This is a genomic window from Bartonella sp. MR90HLJMH (assembly GCF_042194115.1).
In the GTDB taxonomy this organism is placed as follows: Bacteria; Pseudomonadota; Alphaproteobacteria; order Rhizobiales; family Rhizobiaceae; genus Bartonella; species Bartonella grahamii.
On sequence record NZ_JBHIMM010000009.1, the window covers coordinates 14,753 to 35,980 of the forward strand.

The 21,228-nt window shown below is 38.9% G+C and carries 14 protein-coding genes and 1 pseudogene; all 15 read right to left on the reverse strand.

Annotated elements, in window-relative coordinates; translation table 11 throughout:
• Positions 1-204: 204 nt before the first annotated feature.
• Positions 205-3,434 (reverse strand): annotated as a pseudogene (locus ACFIJ9_RS06965) (BID domain-containing T4SS effector).
• A gap of 317 nt (positions 3,435-3,751) precedes the next feature.
• On the reverse strand, positions 3,752-5,746 hold the full coding sequence (locus tag ACFIJ9_RS06970; RefSeq protein ID WP_375636356.1) for a BID domain-containing T4SS effector: 1,995 nt from the start codon (positions 5,744-5,746) through the stop codon (positions 3,752-3,754).
• A 202-nt stretch (positions 5,747-5,948) separates the two neighbouring features.
• Entirely contained in the window at positions 5,949-7,232 is a 1,284-nt protein-coding gene (locus tag ACFIJ9_RS06975; RefSeq protein WP_375636358.1) for a BID domain-containing T4SS effector, read from the reverse strand.
• 325 nt (positions 7,233-7,557) lie between these two features.
• Entirely contained in the window at positions 7,558-8,388 is an 831-nt protein-coding gene (locus ACFIJ9_RS06980; protein WP_375636360.1) for a BID domain-containing T4SS effector, read from the reverse strand.
• Between the two features lie 321 nt (positions 8,389-8,709).
• Positions 8,710-9,879: a BID domain-containing T4SS effector gene (locus ACFIJ9_RS06985; RefSeq protein ID WP_375636361.1), complete on the reverse strand. Its 1,170-nt coding sequence runs from the start codon at positions 9,877-9,879 to the stop codon at positions 8,710-8,712.
• 313 nt (positions 9,880-10,192) lie between these two features.
• On the reverse strand, positions 10,193-11,791 hold the full coding sequence (locus tag ACFIJ9_RS06990) for a BID domain-containing T4SS effector (RefSeq protein ID WP_375636363.1): 1,599 nt from the start codon (positions 11,789-11,791) through the stop codon (positions 10,193-10,195).
• A 10-nt stretch (positions 11,792-11,801) separates the two neighbouring features.
• Positions 11,802-12,005 (reverse strand): hypothetical protein, encoded by a 204-nt coding sequence (locus tag ACFIJ9_RS06995; RefSeq protein ID WP_375636365.1) that lies wholly within the window; start codon positions 12,003-12,005, stop codon positions 11,802-11,804.
• A 1,022-nt stretch (positions 12,006-13,027) separates the two neighbouring features.
• Positions 13,028-14,944, reverse strand: coding sequence for a Ti-type conjugative transfer system protein TraG (traG, locus tag ACFIJ9_RS07000; RefSeq protein ID WP_375636367.1), 1,917 nt, complete (start codon positions 14,942-14,944; stop codon positions 13,028-13,030).
• 154 nt (positions 14,945-15,098) lie between these two features.
• Positions 15,099-16,733 carry a BID domain-containing T4SS effector gene (locus ACFIJ9_RS07005; protein WP_375636369.1) on the reverse strand — a complete coding sequence of 545 codons (1,635 nt, stop codon included), beginning with the start codon at positions 16,731-16,733 and terminating at the stop codon, positions 15,099-15,101.
• 10 nt (positions 16,734-16,743) lie between these two features.
• Complete coding sequence (locus ACFIJ9_RS07010) at positions 16,744-16,959, reverse strand: antitoxin VbhA family protein (RefSeq protein WP_375636370.1); 216 nt, start codon at positions 16,957-16,959, stop codon at positions 16,744-16,746.
• A 65-nt stretch (positions 16,960-17,024) separates the two neighbouring features.
• The gene (gene virB11, locus ACFIJ9_RS07015; RefSeq protein ID WP_015856713.1) at positions 17,025-18,095 is read right to left on the reverse strand and encodes a P-type DNA transfer ATPase VirB11; all 1,071 of its coding nucleotides are present in this window, start codon (positions 18,093-18,095) and stop codon (positions 17,025-17,027) included.
• Positions 18,092-19,252 carry a type IV secretion system protein VirB10 gene (gene virB10 / locus ACFIJ9_RS07020; RefSeq protein WP_375636372.1) on the reverse strand — a complete coding sequence of 387 codons (1,161 nt, stop codon included), beginning with the start codon at positions 19,250-19,252 and terminating at the stop codon, positions 18,092-18,094. Before virB10 ends, virB11 begins: the two co-directional genes overlap by 4 nt.
• Positions 19,245-20,111, reverse strand: coding sequence for a P-type conjugative transfer protein VirB9 (gene virB9, locus ACFIJ9_RS07025; RefSeq protein WP_375636374.1), 867 nt, complete (start codon positions 20,109-20,111; stop codon positions 19,245-19,247). Before virB9 ends, virB10 begins: the two co-directional genes overlap by 8 nt.
• Complete coding sequence (locus tag ACFIJ9_RS07030) at positions 20,108-20,812, reverse strand: virB8 family protein (protein WP_273788313.1); 705 nt, start codon at positions 20,810-20,812, stop codon at positions 20,108-20,110. Before ACFIJ9_RS07030 ends, virB9 begins: the two co-directional genes overlap by 4 nt.
• Positions 20,766-21,068 (reverse strand): hypothetical protein, encoded by a 303-nt coding sequence (locus ACFIJ9_RS07035; RefSeq protein ID WP_015856709.1) that lies wholly within the window; start codon positions 21,066-21,068, stop codon positions 20,766-20,768. Before ACFIJ9_RS07035 ends, ACFIJ9_RS07030 begins: the two co-directional genes overlap by 47 nt.
• Positions 21,069-21,228 lie beyond the last annotated feature (160 nt).

The window sequence follows — 21,228 nt, forward strand, 5'->3', positions numbered from 1 at the left end:
TTTTCAAAAATGATTGATCCTTTCATTTTACTTGTTCAGGTTTCTTTTCATAGTTAATGAGGATAAAATCTGAGGAAATAAGATAAATTTGTTCTCTCATGGTTTCCATTCCCGTTGAGGTGCGATTGATTTGCCAATGAAAGCAGGCGGGTAAAGGCTATCATTTTTACCAGAGAGGGCAAAAAGTTAAAGTTTATGAATCCTTTAGATATTCATTGTCATGGCTTTTGCGTGCTCTGTTTTGTGAGGTTGAATATTTTCTTGTCTTTTAGAACTCTGATTGACGTTTTCTGTCATTTTTTGCACTTTAATTGCTTCTTTATCAAGAGTGTTGGAACATTTTTTTTCATTGTTTGTCTTTATAGATTGATGCTGGATAGATTGATACTGGTTTGGTGCTAAGCACTCATCGAATTTATGGTTATAAAAATACATGGGGTGTATATGCTGTTCTATCTCTTTTATCTGCTTGACTATTTCCATAATTTCTTTTGCTTTAACGGTTGATGTGCCAAGACACTTCGCAAGTTTTTCAGGATTATTTTCCTTTATAGCTTCATGCTCGCTTGAGGATAAGCGCTCATTGATTTTTTTGATATAAGTCCTTATCTCCCCCCTTAATTCAGGAGAGTTTGATAAAGTTTCTTGCTGTTGTGCTTTTGACAAGGAAAAGAGATTTTTCATCCAAGCCTCAGGAATTTTTACCGACTGTTCACACCGCCTTTGTTTTACATGATGGGTATGGAGAATGTCTCTTTCTGTTTGTTTAAAAATATTGATATAACGATCAATGGCTCTACAGAGGGGCAAAATATTTGCTTCAGCATGGGCGCGCGCGTTGTTTTTTATGCCAAATACATTGCTACCAGAAAGCTTAGAAATAGATTGGGGAGAGGTGGCAATTTGATAGGTGAGCTGTTCTCCTTCAGTATGATTTTCATGGATCATTTCTATTCTTTTCTGCAAAATATGACGATTGCCATAAATGATTTGGCACAAAGTTTCGATTTCTTTTCTTCTTACTTGAATGGATGCGTTGTTTTTTATCCTTGTGGCAATTTCATTGTTGGTAAGGGGGGCTATTGTTTCTGCGGGGATAAGCACTTCTTGCTGGTTTTGAACTTTTGGTGCTGTAAAGGAGAGGGCGTCACCGATTTTTAATGTCTGTATTTGCTCTGGAGTGAGATCTTTTTTATTTCCTAAGATGAAAATCCCGTTGGCATCAAGCATGAAGCCATTGGGTCCACTGCCTCTGTAGAAGCCTTTATAGGTATGACCTTCTTTCGCTGTTATAATAAGATGATGATGAATATTTTCAAATCCAATATGTTTCATATTGTCTATGAATTCTTTTAAAATAAGTATTTTTTCTGGATTTGAGATATCCTCAAGAAGATGTTTCATCTCTTCCTTATCGTTATGTTTTAGCGATGCAATGCTGGCAAGATTCATGCGTTTTTCTGTTACAAGAGAAAAGTCGAGTGTGTGGCCAGCAACTTGCCCAAGTTTTTCAAAAAACATTCGTTGTGTGCGTCCATTACCTTCTCTGAAGGGATGCGTATAGTTGAGCTGGATCAACATTTCAGTGACATGTTCAATAAATGTTTCGCGGGTTAAGCCTTTTAAACTATTCGTTTCAGAAAGTATTTTATCTAAATTTTCTAGTCCCTCTTGTATCTGTTTTGCTGAGGCAAAAGAAATACCAGCTTTTTTCATCATTGGCATATAAGCAACGGTACCATCTTCAAATGTAAATGGTTTTTCGCGTGTTTGTCCGGCCCATTCAAAAGTATTTTTAAATAGGGTGTGATGAATATATTGGAGATATGTGGAAGTTAGTTTTTGCGGTGGCGCTTCTTGGCGTAGATGAATGATTGCTTTTGTTGTATCATGGGCACATTGCACTTTTAATTTTTTATAGTCTTTTATTCCATATTTATTTTTTAAGGTGATACTATTAGGGCAAAAGAAATTACGGTACATTGTCTTATTTTCTTCGGTTTCAGGCGATGAGGATAATTTCTCCTGTAAGGTGAGAGGGACGCTGTCCGTCTTTTTTGTACCAGTGTCCCAGTATGCCATTGCTTTTTTTGGGGGTTGTTTTGTTCTTTCTTGATGATCAGAGCGTTTTTCCTTTGTCGTTTGGACAGATATTGGATCATTTGTCGCTGTATTGCTGGTCTGTAAAATGTTTTTTTGGAAATCTTTTTGTGTTTTCCTCATGGAGGAAGCAGATTGCGCAATTGGTTTGGCCATTTGTTCTTGTTCTTGCAAACTTTGAGGCATAACTTCAATGCTGTCATGTAAAGCATGAGGGGTAATCCATGGTGAAAAAAGGGCGTTTTCTTTTTTCTTTGTTTGAATGGATGCGTTATCTTTGCTCTTTTCAGTTATTTCATCGCTTGTGAGAACGGCTCTTTTTTTTCTGGAAGCAATGTTTTTCGCTGAGTTTTTTCTGGGTTTTGAGTTTTGGGCGCTGTAAAGGAGAGGGCGTCACCGATTTTTAATGTCTGTATTTGCTCTGGGGTGAGATCTTTTTTATTTCCCAAGATGAAAATCCCGTTGGCATCAAGCATGAAGCCATTGGGTCCACTGCCTCTGTAGGTACCATGATAGGTTTCTCCTTCTTTTGCGACGACAGCGAGATAATAATTTTTTTCATCCAATCCAAGCTCTCTCATAGAGTTGGTAAATTCTTGTAAAATGAGCAATTTTTCTGGATTTGAGATATCCTCAAGCAGATGCTTCATAGGTTCTGGATCGCTATGTTCCATGGCAGCGGCGCGGACAAAGTCTTTACGTTTTTTGCTCACAAGAGAAAAGTCTAACTTATGTCCTGCTGCTTGAGCGAGTTTTTCAACAAACAGTCTCTTTGTGCGCCTATTGCCCTCTCTGAAAGGATGCATGTGGTGCAAATCTATCATTATTCCAGCTGCTTGTTCAACGAATTCTTCGCGAGTTAAGCCTTGTAAATTATTCTTTTCAGCAAGTGTTTTATCTAACTTTTCTAGTCCCTCCTGTATTTTTCTGCCAATCGCAAAAGGTTTTGTAAATTCTTTTCTTTTCAAAATGGGCATAGAAGCAACACTACCATCTTCAAATGTAAAAGGTTCTTCGCGTGTTTGTCCGGCCCATTCAAATGCACGGGAAAAGAGGTGTTGATGAAGATATTTTAGATAGGAGGAATTAAGCTGCTCAGGTAGAGGTTCTTGACGCAGTTTTATCATTTCTTTTTTTACATCATCACAACATTGTTCCTTTAATATTTCTTGCTCTTTGATGCGGTATTTATTTTTAAGCACTTTGCTATTGGGATAAAAGAAATTTTGCGATGCTTTATTGATTTGCTTAGAAATGGCTGCACTAATTGCAGGGTGTTGTTCTTGCAATTCTTCTTGTGTGGAAGAGGCATAATGTTTAGTGTTTTCTTTCATGTATATTTCCTTTCAAATGTTAACATTATTTTTTGAAAGCTTTTTTTACATTTTTTGCCTTTAATTATTTTCATTGCGTTTTCTTCAAAGAAGAATGCCCATTTGAATGCTTGAAAAAATTGACCTTATTCGCATGGAACAAAGTTAAAGTTTGTAATTTTTATGAAGTATTATCGTGAAATTTTATCAATGAATTCTGTAAAATAATGGGGTGTCTTATTCAAAGTTTTCTGTATTTTATACACCATCTTTGATGCAATCTTGGCAAGGTAATTGCACCAAAGTTTTGTATGAAAAGCCAACAATTAGGAGATTTATCACGACAAAGCTATTGCTTTTGATGTTTCGGCTCTGCGCGGTCGAACATGCGGCTGGTCTTCTTGTCTAGAAGTTTCTGCAACCTCTTGATGCTGCTTTGCAGTTGAGCGTTCAGGTAACTTCGGGGACCGCGATAAGTTTTGCTGCTTTTGCAATTTTTTATCGGGATCGTTAAGCGGTTGATGACGTTTTTGTTGTTCTGCCTGATGGTTTTGCACAATGGTTTCTCTTAACTGTTTTACAGTTTCAGCATAATCCTTAATGGCGGTACACAGGGTAGGAAGATTTTCTTCAGCAGCTTTGCGTGCTCCATTTTTTATGCCAAGGACTTGCCTACCAGCAAGCGGAGCAAAAGATCTAGAAGGGTTTTCAATTTGAAATACAAGCTCTTCTCCTATCTCTGGAATTTTTTGCATATCTTCTATTCTATATTGCAAAATAAATGGATCATTATAAACAATTTCGCACCAATATTCGATCTCTCTTTGACCATATCGAACCGATGGATCTTGTTGAACTCTGCGGGCAATTTCCTGATTTGAGAGAGGCTTTATTTTCTTTTCTGAATTGAGCGGATTTTGTAAATGTTGATTTATTGGCTCTTTCTCTTGTGCTTGTCGCTGGTGTTGTTGTTCCGTGTGAGAACCTCGTGAAATCTTTTCACTTTTTGTATATTTTAAAGTATACACATAATCGTTAATGGCAGTACGTAGGGTAGGAAGATTTTCTTCAGCTTTTCTGCGCGCATGATTTTTTATGCCCAGAACTTTTTTACCAGCAAGCTTAGAAATAGACTTAGGCTGTTCTGTAACATCCCATAAGAGCTTTTCTCCCATATCGGGGTTTTCTTTGATTGCTTCTATTCTTTCTTCTAAAATAAGCTTGTTGCCATAAACCTTTTCGCACAAAAATCGTATTTCTTCTTGATATGCTACGAGTAATAGCTCTCGTTCCATTGTATTAATAGATTTTTTTTGTCCGTGAGACGGTTTTGGCTGTTCAATTGCTGTGTGTGGAGAGGCAGGTTTTGGGATGGCAGCATCGCTTTGTTTTCTGTTTTCCATATGGTGCGGTTTTCGTGAAGGAGGTACTGCATATGTTCCACTATCTTGTGATGATGAACTACTTTGTTGCCTGACTTTCATATGTGATGGTGTTTTGGGTCTAACACTTGGGTAGTGTGCTTCAGGATTCTGAATTTTTGCACCGTTTTGCACTCTGTCTCTCATGCGTGGGGGCGTCTGATGAGAAGGCGTTGCATAGCGACTTTCTTCTTCTTGAACTGTTGGTTTGTTTTGTTGCCTATCTTTTTCGCGTGGAGGTCTTTGTGGCGCTGCTTTTGTGTGCGGAGAGGAGTTTTCTTGGATTTTTGAGCTGGGGATTTTTGAACTGGGGATTGTTGTGCCGGTTTGTGTTTTTTCTCTCATGCGCGGAGGTTTTGGCGGAGCCACTTTTGTCTGTAGGGAGGGGGACTCTTGAACTGTTGGTTTGTTTTGTTGCCTATCTTTTTCGCGTGGAGGTCTTTGTGGCGCTGCTTTTGTGTGCGGAGAGGAGTTTTCTTGGATTTTTGAGCTGGGGATTTTTGAACTGGGGATTGTTGTGCCGGTTTGTGTTTTTTCTCTCATGCGCGGAGGAGGGGGCGGAGCCACTTTTGTCTGTAGGGAGGGGAACTCTTGAGCTGTTGGTTTATGTTGTTGTCTCTCTTTTGCACGCGGAGGTTTTGGCGGAGCCACTTTTTTTTGTGGGGGAGGCGTCTCTTGGTTTTTGGTGCTAGGAGGTATTGTGCTGGTTTGCACTGGGTTTTTCATGCGTGGGGGGGGCGGTGGAGCAATCTTTGGGTGGTGTGATAAATTTTCTGGGCGTTTTTGTACAGTTGGTTTTGGCAAACTTTGAGAAACTTGGGGAGGGGGGGTTCTGGTGGGGGATTGTTCAGTCTGTTGTTGAAATTTTTCCATCATTTCGGTGATAAAAGGGGAAGGATTTCTTTTTTTCATACATGTTCCTTTCAAACTCTTCCAATATTGTTTTTAAATACTATTTAAAAATGTACGTTGGTTTTTATTCTGTTGTATGCTTTTTCACTTGCTTTTATGAGAGAGGATATGAAACTGAATTGTTCACAAGATTTGGCTCTCTTGGCGCAAATGACCTTTGCCATGTGTTGCGCCAAGACGTTAGATTCAATGTGAAAACTTATTAGCTCGCAAAAGCCATCGCTTTTGGTATCGCAGTTTTGCGAGGACTAAAATCTGTTTCTCTTTGTTGAGTAGAGGTTGTTGCTTCTTCATGAGTTACTGTTGAATGCTCAGTGCGTTCAACAGATTGTGATAAGCGTTGTTGTTGATGCAAATCTTGCGTCCGTTTAGAAGATGGTTCATGGCGTTTTTGTTTTGCCTGCTCGGTTTGCAAAATGCTCTCTCTTACTTGTTCTACAGCCGTTGCATAATTGTCAGCGGCGTCAATTAAGTGAGAAAGACCAGCTTCAGCGTGTCTGCGTGCTTGATTTTTAAAGCCACAAAGACTGATACCAGCGTACTTGTGAAAAGATTGAGGATTTCCGACAAGTTGCTGTGCGAGCGCTTCTATTGTTTCAGGGTTTTGGAAAAGTTTTTCCACTTGTGGTTGCAAAATGTTTGCGTTACCAAAAACAACTTCGCACCAATATTTGATCTGGGCATGGTGCCTTTTGACTTTTGAATGTTGTTGAATTTTGGTAGAAATTTCTGCCTCTGAAAGAGTTTCTTTTTCACGTTGATCTGGTTTTTGCAGAAGTTCAGTGACTGCTGCCTTTCCCATTAAACGTTCATAGTTTTTGAGTTCTTGCTCTGGAGATTGCGATAGACTCTCTCTTGCCTGTTTTACAGCTTTTGTATAACAATCAACGGTGACGCAAAGGGCGGAAAAATCTTCTTCCGCTTGTTTGCGCGTTCGATTTTTGAAGCCCAACGTACTGGTGCCTGAAAGTTTAGCGATACTTTCAGGATGGGCTGCCATGCGCCATGAGAGCTCCTTTCCTGCAGCGGGATTTTCTTGAATTTCCTCCATTTTTTCTTGCAAAATATTTGAATCTCCATATGCACTTGCGGATAAACGTTGGATTTCCTCTCGATATGTTTGAACCAATGAATGGTGTGGAAGCAATTGAATGATTTCTTCCTCTGAGAGAATTCTTGTTGCCCTTTTTAGAGAAACTTGTGAAGTAACTGTTGAATGTGTCGTTTCAGGTTTTTGCTGCCTTTTGGTAGAGCTACCTCTTGTTAGAAGCGTTGTTGGATTTGTTGATTCATGTACAGTTTCTTCTTTTAAAAGAGATTGTCTTTCCTCATCTTTTTCCGGTATGGATGACAGTCTTTTGCTTTGGGAAGGAGCTTCTTTATAGAGGCTTTCTGGGCTTGTAACCTCTGCCGCCGCTTTTTCATAGAGCGCTATAAGTTCTTGTATTGAAGGGGATGAAAAAGGGTGAGGGTGATCTTTTTTCATGCATGTTTCCTTTCAAGAATTGTTTTAGAAAACCTCTTTGGTGTACACTCTCGCCCTTTATATTTTTATGGTTTTTATAAGAAGATATCAAAATTGAGTGGTCTCCAAAGATCGGCGCTATTTGTCACCATCGTAATGGGACTTTGTGTCTTTTATACAGTTTTTTTGTGAAATTTTATCAATAAGTTATAGTCAATTACTGAATCCATTTTTAGGACTATTTTCTGTCACAAGATAAAACAATTCTTGGCGCAACCGCAATAAAACGATTTACGCCAAGAGATTACATGAAAAACAAAACTATCGTCTTTATGCTTATAACCCCTTACATGGCATAAGCCATACCGTGTCTTTGTCGTTGAGGACTGTGCTCTGGACTCTCCTGGTTTTGTCCTCTTGTGTGATGATGACGATGATGAGCTCTTTCAGCTTGCTGAGAATTTTCTTGATGGCGTCTTTGCTCCGCTTGAGGGGTTTGCAAAAGCCTCTCCTTTGCTTCTTTTACAGCCTTTGTATAACCATCAATAGCATCAACGAGTGGTTTAAAACCGTCTTCAGCTGCTTTGCGTGTTTGACTTTTTAAGCCAAGTGCGGAGCGGCCAGCAAGTTTATGTATAGATTCAGGATTTTCAGCAAGTTGATTTGAAAGGTCTTTTCCTTTACTGGGATCTGTAAGTATTCCTTGCAAGTGTTGTTGGAAAAGCGTGTCATTGCCATAAACGACCTTACCCCAGTGCATAACCTCTTCTCCATAAGCTTGGACATGTGGGTTTTTTAAAAGTATGACAGTTATTTGCTCAGCTGTGAGGGAAGATGAAGGTCTTCCTCTTTGTTGCGGAGCAACCTTTGTATAGTCTGTTTCAGGATCTTCTCTTCTTTGATGATGGTGTCTACCTTTTGAAGGAGAAATACTGCTAACTGATGCGTATGTAACTTCAGCTTCGTGTTTTGGGGGAGCAACCTCTGTATAGTCTGTTTCAGGATCTTCTCTTCTTTGATGATGGTGTCTACCCCTTGAAGGAGCAATACTGCTAACTGACGCGTACAGAACTTCCTCTTCTGGGGTTGGTGTGTGCTGGTTTCCTCTGTTTGGTTTATTAACTGTTGCATAGAGGGCTTCTGGATTTGCAGAAGGGTGTGGATGATGTTTTTTCATGCATGTTTCCTTTCAATATTTTTAGAAAACCTCTTTGGTGCATTCCCCACTTTTAGTTTTGATAACTTTTGTACAAAGGAAGATATCCAACTGAATGACCACCAAAGATTTCGCGCTATTCAGGATCAGTGTGACGGACCTTTGTGTCTTTTATACAGTTTTTTTATGAAATTTTATCAATAAATTATGATAAATTACGGATCCACTTTTAGAACTATTTTTATAATATTTTAAAACAACTCTTGGCGCAATCGTAATGAAACGATTTGCGCCAAGAAATTCAATGAAAAATAAAAATTTATGTACTTTACGGGGGCTCACTTACATGGCAAAAGCCATTCCTTTTTCGCCATGTCTTTGCCGTTGTGGGCTGTGCTCTGGACTATTTTGTTCTTGTCCTCTTGTGTGATGACGACGATGATGGTGGTGATGCCTGTGTTCTGGGTCTCTTTCTGGACTTTCTTGTTTTTGACCTCTTTCATGTTCATGTGTAAATTGTTTATGGAGCTTTTGTGTGTTATGCATATGTTTCTCAAGAGCTGAGCAAAGGTGAGTAAACTCCTCTTCAGCTTCTCTGCGGCTTGGAGATTTTACACCAAGTATTTTGTGACCTGCAAGCTTACCAGCGCTTTGAGGATTTTCTGCAAGATCCCATAAGATTTGTTCTGCATTTTGAGGATCATCAAGGATCTTCGCAAGTGGTCCATTCAAAGCATGCTCGTTACCATAAACAACTCTGCATCGCTCTTGGATTTCTCTTACACCATATTGAAAGCTTGTATTTTGTAAAAGCTTTGTTGTAACAACATCTTTTGGGGTTCTGGGAGGGGAGATCTTGCCTGAGCCAACGCCTTGATATATGGGATTTTCTCGTTGTTCAGATTCTTGCCTGCCTTCAGCCCCCATGCCAACCGTTGCATAGACAGATTCGAGTGATTTTTGGGGAGAGAGACCACCACGTTCACCAAATTCAAGCTCTGCATAGAGATGTTCTGGTTCATGGGAAGAATGCCTACCCTGTGCATCTCCACCAACTGTGTCGTAGGGGGACGTTTGCCAACCTTTTGCCTCCAGATCGGTTACTGCATAGGGATCTACGAGTCTGTCGGCGCGTCGCCCATCACTTGGTTCTCCACCAAGTCTGTCATAGGGATTTCCTAGTGGCTTTTGGGGAGCATAGATCGTTGTTGGTGGTTGTTGAAGTGTATATTGTTGTGGGTTGCGCTGTTCTTTGGGTGGTTTGTTAACCTTTGCGTAGAGGTCTTCTACCTTAGAAGCTCCTAGGTTTTGTTGTTCTAGTGGCTTTTGGGGAGCATAGATCGTTTTTGGTGGTTGTTGAAGTGTATATTGTTGTGAGTTGCGCTGTTCTTTGGGTGGTTTATTAACCTTTGCGTAGAGGTCTTCTACATTAGAAGCTCCTAGATTTTGTTGTTCAAATTGTTGTCTTAGTTCATCTATATTGGTAGAAGCGGTTGGGTGACTTTTTTTCATGGCTGTTTCCTTTCAATATTTTTAGAAAACCTCTTTGGCTTTGGCGCATTCCCCACTTTTTGATAACTGTAAGACACAAGGCAGATATCGAATTGAATGACCTCCAAAGATTTTGCGCTATTCATATTTGTATATAGTGGATATTTATGTCTTTTATACAGCTTTTTTATGAAATTTTATCAATAAGTTATAGTAAATTACAGGATTCATTTTTAGGACTGTTTTTTGTAACATTCTAAAACAACTGGTGGGCGCAATGGAGATAAAATGATTTGCGCCAAGAGTTAGTTGGAAGGCAAAAGTTCACGCGTTTCTAGCCGGTAAGAGCAAGTGATGAAGAGCGATTAACTTTTAAGGTGTGAGCTTGACATTGTGCTTCTTTGGTGTTCCTTACAGTATTCGCAATTTCTTTTGCTCTGCTTTCCGATGTCCCAAGTAGGCAAGCTAGTCTGGTATAATCTTTTTCTTGTATGGCTTTACGATCTTCTGAAGATAGACGATTGTGTAGTTGGCGCGAAAAGTGATGGAGTTCTTGTCGCAGTGAACGAGAATGCAATAAAGCTTCTCTTTGTTGTTCTCCTGGTAAGGCAAACAGGTTTTGTAAATTTTTTCCAGGTGTTTCGACAGTGTGGCTCAGGCGTTTTTGTTCTCTTTGATGTTGCTCTAAAATTTCTTCTTTTGTTTGTTCTGTTATTGTGGCATAATTTTTAAGGGCTTGGCTGAGTTGTGGAGCAGTTTGTTCCGCCTGTCTGCGATTTGGACTTTTCATGTCAAGTATTTTTCTTCCTGCAAGTTTAGAAATTGATTGAGGGTTTTGTAAAATTTCATTGGCAAACTGATTTCCGAAGTTTGGATCTGCCGTTAAGATATCCGTTTTTGTCTTTAATGCGTGGGCTTTACCATAAACAGTCTTTGATAAATTTTCGATTTCTTTTCGGCATGCTTCAACATAAGGGTCATGTGAAATCCTTGTGAATAACTCTTCATGTGTGAGAGGTGCTAATGTCTCTTTTGGGATCAGTGTTTCTTGTAAGCTTTGAACGTTGTTTTTTTGAAAGCAGAGGCGGGCACCGTTGAGTAATGTTTTGACGAGTTCTGGGGGGAGATCATCTTTGTGGCCGACGACGAAAGCACCGTCTACTTCCATGACAAAACCTTCTGCTGAAAAACCTCTAAAGATGCCTTCATAGGGGATCCCTTCTTTTGCGGCAACAACAATACGATTGTTAATTTCATCCAGTCCAGCATTTCTCATTTGGGAGATGAATTCTTTTAAAACAAGGGATTTTTGCGGATGCGTGATATCTTCAAAAAGATCTTTCATCGGTTGGGGATTGCCATATTGCATGGCTTCAATACAAGCTGCTGTCATGCGTCTTTTTGTGATGAAAGAAAAGTCAATGGTATGTCCTGCTGCTTGTCCAAGTTTTTCCATAAACATTCGATTTACGCGCCCATTCCCTTTTCGGAAAGGATGTGCGTGCTCGAGCACCATAAAAACTTCAGCGGCATTTTCAGCAAATTCTTGGCGCGATAAACCTTTTAAATTGTTCTTCTCATTCAGTGTTTTTTCGAGTTGTTTTAACTCTTTTTTTATCTGTGGACCAATAGCAAAAGGAACTTCATAACCTTTGGGACGCATCGCCGGCATATGGGCAGAGGTTCCGTCTTCAAATGTAAAGGATATATCGCGGGTTTTTCCAGCCCATTCAAAAGTTTTGTGAAAGAGGCTCCAGTGGATTAATTTTAAATAAGTGGAATCAAATTTTTGTGGAAGTGGTTCATGGCGAAAATTGATGGCTTCTCTGGCGGTATCATGGGCACAGCGTTCATACAGTTTTTTGGGGTCTTTTATGCCATATTTATTTTTGAGTGTTAGGGTACCTTTATATAAATAATTTTGCTCTAACATATAATCTCTCCTAGGTAGGTGGGGTGGTGGTTGATAAGCGTCTTAAACGCTGCATGTGAAAAATTCCCCTTCGCGTATTCTTTTGAGATTTTGGTGTTATGAGAGGGAGCGCTTTTCCCTCAAGTGTATGGATGGTTGTATCGATCGTTTTGTGATACTTTTGAAAGGTTTTTGGTGTGAGAAATGCCAAATGTTCTGTTGTGATTGTTTTCATGTATATTTTCTTTTTTCATTTATTTTTGGAAAGCTTTTCTGATGTTTCCTTTGTTTATTATCTTGTGCTGTAAAATACTGCTATTGAGGGCGCTGATATGAATCCCATGAGTGGTCAGAAAATGGATTATCTACAAATTGACTCTGGATAAAACCTTCATTCTTTGAGGTGTAAGGAAGAGGTCAAAAAGAAAAATGTTGTTTAAAATTGTTGGTTTTTTACTTTTAACAAAGTTATTTGCAAGAGCGCTTTGATGAAGATCGTGGATATGGCGGGTGCAATCGCTCTTGGTTTGCGGATGGAGTTGGTACTTTTCATACACAGTACTCAGATTAGTGAATCTATGGGCAAAAGCAGTCATCAAAAATTTTTCTCCATTATGTTTTTCTTATTGCTCCATATGAACATCTTGCCATATGAACATCTTGTTTGTGTATTTTTGAAACAAATTGTTTTTTATTTTGTATTGTTACTCTTATCGTATTGCGCTGCTTTAAGATCCATAAGAGAGGAAACCCTTTCTTTAGTTGGGGAGAAAAGCCTTTTTTCAGCGCTTTATCTTTAAAATAGAACACTTTATGATATCGTAAAGGGGTAAAAGTTTGTATAAGAACGATTTATTCATTTTGATGCATATCTAAAATATTTTTTTGGAAAAAATCGATGTTCTTGAGTGTAGGTGTCTTGAGAGTTCTTATCTCAAAGATTAAATTTTGGGTTTTTTGTAGGGGATAAATTATACACAAAAAGCTTTGTAGGAATGTATTTACAGACTTTCCTCAGTGGAGATGTTGGTTTAGTTATAGGTGATTTGAGGGGATTGGTGTTTTTTATAAAGACGATGGGCGCTGGTAAAACAATACACAAAATACAAAAAGGAAAAAACACGGTTTTTTTATCATGTTTTCCCTATGTGTGTGAGGAAGTGGGCAAAAACTTTTTGTTAACGGGCTTTTAAAAAACAGAAATGTATATTGTTTTTGTTGTTGTTCTTTTCATAGTCAAGATCTCATAATAGGAGGCTAGTTTTTCTTTTGTGGGGCAAAGCGGTTTTTGGCAGCTGCGGCTAACATTTCTTTTCTTCTGAAATAGATGGCGCGACCACATCGCAAAGGAGGTTGTCCTTGCATAAGAATAATTTGTTCATCTTGACGCATTTCTTGAATAACCTCATGGGGTAAAATCAGAGCTCTTTGTTGGTAATTGACGTTGTATGAACTCTTTCCTAAAGATAAGCCTCTTGATTTGCTTGTTCCGGTTACTTCAACAGTCATTTGGCCACAGCGTTCTGAAATGTCTTTGGCAGTTTGGAGGTCTTTAATGGCAGCATAGCTGACAAAGGAGCAGCTTTCAAACCATGAACGTGCTCCAGCTTCTCCAAAGTGATTGACCAACTGACCAGAGGATTGATAAAAAAGCATTAAAGATGTACCGTATTTACGTCCACGATCGCGCGCTTCTTCTAAAATATTCATATAGCCTAGAAGATCAACTTCATCTAAGACAAATAAAACACGCTTTTTATAGTTACCGTCTGCTGTAACCATGGCATTGAGAAAAGCGCCAATAATCACGCGTCCAATAGCTGGATAACTGTTTAAAATGCTTGCGGGGAGATTGAGAAAAACATCTGTATTGCCATTTGTAATATCTGAGGAAAAAAAATCATCTCCGCAGACAAGATCTGCGTAATTGGACAAAGAAAGCCATTGAGTGTCTTTTGATGCGGTTGTATAGACTCCTGAAAAGGTTTGCTCTGCCATTTCTGTAAAAATACCAACCATTTCGCGAATAAAAGGAGAAGGTGTTGTTTCTTGAATCATACGTAGTTGATTGACAACAGCTGTTTCTGATTGAGAGAGAATTCCACGCAATGTTTTTAAATTGCGCTCGTTGTCTTTATATTCATCAGAAAATATAACATGAGCAAGAAGGGCTGTTAAAAGGTTATGAGCTTGTGTCGAGAAATATTCCGCTGAAGAATTGTCTGATTTTTTATCTGTAAGAAGCAATTTAGAAAAGCTTACAATATTTGCTTCGCGTTGTGTGCGTGGTACGCTGTCGTCTAAAAGCCAATCAATGACATTAAAATTTTTTGTTAAAAATGAATTGGGATCGAGAACAATGACATTTCTATTCCCCATCTTTTGACGCGCAAATTTGACCATTGGGGCAACTTCTGTTGAAGGATCAAGACAAATAATAGACCCTGGATAGGTTAGACACGTGGGAACTACTGTACTTGTGGTTTTATAGCCACCAGAACCAGCAAAAAAGATCATATGAGTTGAACCAAAATCAAGATTAAAGGTTAGCAAAGGGGCTGTTCCCCCCTTTCCCCATGTTGTTTTATTGCCAGGTGAAAAGGGAATTTTGCACACATTATCTTGATCAACACGGTATCTTTCCCCCACAACAATTTGCCCATTGGCAGGAAAAATTTTCGCTGCCTCTCTTAAATTCATCCATGCGGATTCACCAAACACACCTTTTTTTGCACGCTTGACCTTATTTTTAGGTGGAGAGGTTGTTATGAATTGAATAATGGAAAAAAAACCACCAATGATGATGCCAAAGACAACCATGGGGTCCATGAATTGAAGCGCATAATTCCACGTTATTCCTTGTTGTCCAACATAGGGACCTAAACGTTTTATTTCTCCACCAATATAGTAAAGAGCTGTGGTTCCAAAAAAGATAAGGGAAACGAAAGTAATTCCTTTACGTAAGTGCAGCTTTTGCGAGAGACTATAAAACAATGACACAGCAGCTGTTAGTGCTAGGACTAGTAAAGGTTCTGAACGAAGAGTCCAATAAATTTGATTGCTCTTTAGTCCATTTGTTATAAACAACAAAAAATGAGGAACAAGGAATATCGTTAAAGCACCTAAAGCGATTGGTGTTAAAATGAGCACCATTTGTGTCTTGGTATATTTCATTGTATTTACTTTCAATTCTATCAGACTATGCTGCTAAAAGCTCTTTTTTCAGGTGTGTGATATTAAACTCTCTCTTTTTTGAAAAAGCGCAGATGACGCCAAACAGTTCTCGTTTATGAGCCCTTCTTATAAAGTAGGAAGCTTTTATCCATTCTTAGCAAGCCATAGAAAATGCTTTGGAACGATGCATTGTGCATACTTGTGTTTGCTGATGTAGTTCTTTGGCTTGCTTAACAGTTTGTGTAATTTGTTTGGCTTTATTTTCTGATACACCAATGCTTTGAGCCAGTGTTTCATACTCATTATTTTTGACAGCTTTATGTTCAGTTAGTGAGAGACGGCTATTGATGTTTTTTACAAAGTCGGTAAGCTCTTTTTGAAGTAAAGGATTTTTTGCTAAAGCTTCTTGCTGTAATTCTTTTGGCAAGGTGAAGAGCTCTTGTAAGCTTTTGCTTGGCATTTTTACTATTTTTGCACGACGACTTTGTTCTGTTGCATGTTCTTGAGTAATTTCCTTCTCCGCATGTTTTACAGCATGGGCGAAATTTGCAACGGTAGTACAGAGCATCTCAAGATGATTTTTAGCGTTTGCACGTGCTTGATTTTGTAGTCCGCATAAACTGAAACCTGCAAGATGAGAAACAGAGTGCGGTGCTCTTTCAATCTGGTTGGCGAGCTGTTGGCCTAAGCTTGGATTTTTGATGATCTCTAGCATCTGTTTATCTAATGTTTTTTCTTTACCATAAACAATTTTTGCCAATTTCTGGACCTGTTTTAAGCTTGCGTGGACGCAAGAATCTTCTGCAACCATTTCGGCTTTTTTATTTTCTGTCAAAGGAGCTAATCTTTCTTCTGGAATGAGAATGCTTTCAAGCTCTTTTGTTTTTGGAACTGTAAAGGTAAATTTGTCACCGGGTTTTAATGTTTTGAGTTGTTCTGGTGTGAGATGCTCTTTATTGCCGATGATATAAGCCCCTTTCACATTGAATGCAAAGCTATCATAACCAGCACCTCTATACATCCCTGTGTAGGTTTCACCTTCTTTTGCAACCATAACGGGACGATCATTAACATTGCGCCCAAGTTCTTTCATGTTGTTCATGAATTCCTTTAAAAGAAGTATTTTATTGGGATTAGAGATATCCTCAAATAGATGTTGCATTGGTTCTAGATCACCATTTTCTGCTACAGCAACACTGGCGAGCATCATGCGTTCTTTTGTAACAAGTGAAAAATCAAGCTGATGGCCTGCTGCTTGAGCAAGCTTTTCAAAAAAGACCCGTTGTGTACGTCCGTTGCCTTCTCTAAAAGGATGGAGTTGGTTAAGGAAGTTAAATAAGCTTATTGCTTCAGAGTTAAATTTCTCACGCGTTAAGCCTTGCAAATTATCTTTTTCGGCAAGTGTTTGATCTAATTTTTGTAAACCTTCAGGGATTTCATCACCGAGTGCAAAAGGATTTTCCCATCCTGTTCTTTTCATTTCGGGCATAGCGGCTGTGGTACCATCTTCAAATGTAAAGGGAAGATGGCGAAGATGACCAGCCCATTCAAAGGTATTTTTAAACAACTGATAATGAATAGAGCATAGATAGGAGGTATCAAATTTTTCTGGTAGGGGGGCTTCACGCAGATTAACCATCGCTTTTGCTGTATCATGCGAGCATTTCTCCAGAAAGGATTTCAAGTTTTTTATTCCATATTTATTTTTGAGTGTTGTGGTGTTCGGGTAGACATAATGATGGGGAGAAACTGTCTGTATATTTTTTGTTTTTTCTTTTGCTTTTGGCATCGTAGCTTCCTTATAATGTTACGTTGTCCATGAGAGTATTAAATTCCTCGAGTGAAATATTCCCCCTTGCATATTCTTCTAAAATTTTTAGCGTTTTGGAATGTAGCGCTATTCCCTCTATTGCATGAGTGCTGATGGCTGATTCAACCGCTTCACGGCGTTGTTTTAATTCTTCCACTGTCATCGATAAAAGATTTTCGCTGTTTTCTGTTGCTTTGGTTTTCATGTATTTTTCCTTTTATGTGCAATCGTTGCTTTAAAAGAGCCTTTAGCAGCCGATGTGATCTTCTTTTAGTCTCCTCCAAAGATATTTCGTTGTTTGAAGGGATCATAATAAATTTCTGTGACCTTAAATTTTCCTTCAACCCGTTTGCATTGGATGATGATATCAATCATTGAAATCAACAGTCCTCGAATATCATCACGCTCTAAATCACCTCCTCCGTCACTTTCTTTGACCAAAAGGGTCATTTGCTCAAAGGCAGCAAGGGCTGTTGAGGCATGAACAGTTGTAATGGAACCTGGATGACCTGAATTGACATTGCGGATATAATAAAAGGCTGTACCATCTCTAAGTTCTTGCAAAAGAATACGATCAGGACGCATCCGTAAAGATGATTCAAGCAATTCTTTGGGTCCAACAGAGGCTAAGCCTTGTCCATCTTTTGAATAGAACATCGAGACATGATTAGGGTGCGGTATCACCAATTCTTGTGTATCTTCAATGGTGATAATACGCTCTTCTTGAGGAATTTTGGCGATTAATGCTTTTGATAATGTTGTTTTACCCGAACCAGTTTTTCCTGCAATTAAAATATTTTTCTGGCATTTTACAGCTTGATTTAAAAAGGAGACAAAGTCTTTATTGCAGTAGGCATGAGCTAAGTTATGCTCGATGATTTTGAGTTCGTTAAAACGAGAAAGATAATCATTCAATGGCGTGAAAGATATCTGTTCACAGAGCGAAAACAGACCTTTATTCGCGAGCTCTTCGAGAGAAAAACTTTGCGATGATGGTTTGCGAATTGTCATACTAATCGTGTTTTTTTCGACAGCCGGCGGAATAACAACTTGAATGCGCTCATTACCTGGCAGAGTAGCCGATAATATTGGATTCTTGTCTGATATGTTTTGCTTGGAATAGGACGCGACAACTTTTGCAATCCCCATAAGCTCATTAAAAGAGAGAGCCGGTGCTTCTATAGTTTTCCATCCATCAATACCTTCCGTCATTACTTGGTAGGGACGATTGATAACAATTTCAAAAAGGCTTTCATCTTTCAAAAAAGCACGGATGGGTTCAAGTTTTGTGAGAACAATCGCGATGGTTTCATCGCTCATGGTATGTAAGTTTGAGTTCATTTTAAAGGTATCACAGAATTTTTGTAAAAGTTTCTTGAAACAGCTCGATTGGTAATCTGTTTTTTGTTTTCGATGACTTTCAATTTATAAACGCTGGAAAAATCTAAATCGCGGGCAACAAAGATATTCACCATTTCTCCTTGGTTTTTGGATAATGTTGGAGGAATATTGGCATAATTTTCGACGACAATATTTGCAATATTTTGTCCTGAAGAGATTGTTTCAGTTTCTTCTTTTTCTTGTTTTTTTGCTAAACGTTTATTGGCATAGTTTGTCACATCTTTTATCAGGGAAACAAGAAGCGCAGATCCAATCCTCTCTAACCAATGGTTATCAATATCTCCATCTATACCAGAACGCCCTAAACTGTCTGTTGCAGGTGAAGCTAAGGATATAATGATACCATTAGGGGTTTTTGCTCTATTCCATAGCACAAAGAGACGTGTTTGGCCTTTTTTCAATCCGGCGCGATATTCACCAACAATTTGGGTACCTTTATCGAGAAGGACAACACGACCATTGTCTGATAAGATATCTCTGGAAACGATACAGCTGGCAAAACCTTGTTGATCACTGTTGATGGCTGTTTCTAAAATACAAGGGATAGAAGTTCCCATCGCGATGATGTAGTTTCGATTGCCAAGGGTTGAAGCACGAATACCTTCAAGCACTGTGGGTTTGAGAAGATGATTAAAACGTTGTGTCGTTTCATCAGGTTTACTTTCAAGTTGGTGAGGCAAAACACCATTATTTGTTTGTGAATCTATTTTGCCTTGTTGTGTATTTGCATAAGCTAATACAGGAGCACGTTGTGCTGCTTCCAACAGTGAGTCATCAGAATTTAATTGATTGATGTTTGGTGTTGGTAGCTCGACTTTTGGCAATAGAGCGTTATTTCGTTGAGGCTGTTCAAGGGGGGAAGGGGTAGGCTTTGCAGGGCGAAAAAGCTCTGTTTGTTTTATAACTTTTCCTTCTTTTGAAGATTCAATTGGTTGTTTTTTTTCTGTAACAAGTGTTGAATAGGCTAAATAAAGACAGACACTGAAAAGAATAATAAGAGCAATAGCTTTTCCTGCATTGTTCTGTTGACTTTTTCCTTGAGCATTTTTTATTGTATCGCGATCATTAATGCTTTTTTCATCCACGGTGTTATTCATGGCTGCTTCCTAGGTTCACTTTACGTTGTACAGATGGTGATGTCGTACCTGTTTCAGGGTTAATTCCTTCTGGTACGAACCTTTTATTAAAGATGCACAATACTTCATTCCCACGCCGTAGCGTGAATTGTGCAGCTGTTGCATGAACAATAACCTTGTTGCCTTTAATTGATTTGGGAATAAGCGCTTCTTGCCCATCAGGCGATACAATGTAAATGGCAGGGATTTCAATGTTGCCTAAAAAGGTAAAGGTTGTTGTTTTTCCATTATCATAGACAGAAGCAGGTTCAATGAGGGATGAACCTTGAGCTTCATAAGCCCAATTGCGTGGTCCAAAATCTTCATGGATATTTAAAACATCATTGACAAAGTTTTCTTCACGTTGTTTTGCTTTTTCTGCTTCGGCTAATTTCTTACGCAAGGCTTCATCTTCTGGATAACGAAACTTTACCAAGAAATATGTCTCATTGCCAGCTGAAACATCGCCTTCACGGATTTGCAGCTCGAATTGATAAGATCGTTGTGTTCCATCTTGACGGCTTGTGACAATTTGTAAATTGGTCACAGGTTGGATTTCACGTGGTTTGAGAAAAACAAAGTGACCAGCCGGTGCAACTTGCCAAGCAACGGAATTTCCAATTCCTACATAGGTTACTTCTTCATCATCGGCAAATTCCAGCTGAACTGAAGAGCGAATGGAGCCAATGATTTGTACGACGTTGTAGGGGTCATAATTGACAAATCTGATGCGGTTATCTTTACGTGCACTGACAGGCGCTGTTTCTGCAAGTGAGAGGACAGTGTGAAAGTTGAGAGTGATCGTAAAAATTAAAAAGGTTGTTTGTAAAAGTCTGATCATTTTATCACCTCTGGATCAGATCTATATTCCGATACTTGAAAACCAAGAGGGTTGATGAGACGATCAGACGTTGAAATGTGTGCGTTCACGTAGGAAAAATTTAATATTGAAATCCAATGGGAAATATTTTCTTTTTCATTAAAGTCTCTGACCGTTTTATAGTAACGAACTTGGATAAGATCTTTGCTTATAAAAGAGATTGATTTGATTGTGACGGTAGCAATCATGTTATGATAAATATTTTGCGGACTTTCTGGATTATTGCCCGCGTACCATTTTGCAAAACGGTTTTGTTCTTTTGGAGAAGATAAAAGAGAAACTAAGCGAAAATTGTTTTCTGCTTCTGATGCTTGAAAACCTTCACGGGCACGAACATATTGGCTGGCAAAATAACGCGTTATCGCTTCATCATAGTCGTTAGGGGATTCTTTGAGGGCGCTTACAGTATCAATAATGCCTGTTGAGTTATCGACGCGGATAACAAAAGGCTCTACCGTTTTTAAAGGCGTCAAAGCTGCGACAGCTAAAGCCAGCGCAATCGTCATCAATCCAAAAAGCACTGTTAAAGCCATGGAAATTTTCATTCGCACGCGCATGCTATGCATGCGATCAATGTCAAATGAGCGCGCTTCTTTTATATATTCTTCAAGGGCATCACTTTTCACGCGTAACCTCCACAGTTTTATCAGATCGTGCTTCATGAATAACCGGCTTTAATAAAGCTGAATTGGCTGTTGCTTTTTCACTTTCTAAAGTATTGAGAATGATGGGAGTGGTAACAGTCCTTACGCTCTTTTCTGGGTGGACAACGTTTTGATTGTCCCAATTCCACTTATCTTTATTTAAAGCACGGGTATGTTTGCCATTACAGCGTGGTGGTTTTTTGGGGCCACTCAAAGAGGCACAACCAGTAAGAGCGATTGTTAGGACCATAACAAAAGTTATTTTTCGTTTCATTTTTTGAACTCACAAATATCTTGGAATACAATGCATGAGAGCCTTTATTCTGGACACTTTTAAAAGTCTATGTGATTGGTTTTGTTGTAAGATCTAAGATGTTAGATCTTACCTGAAACAGGATCATGGCGCGTGCGCCAAAGGGCGCACGCAAGGCAAA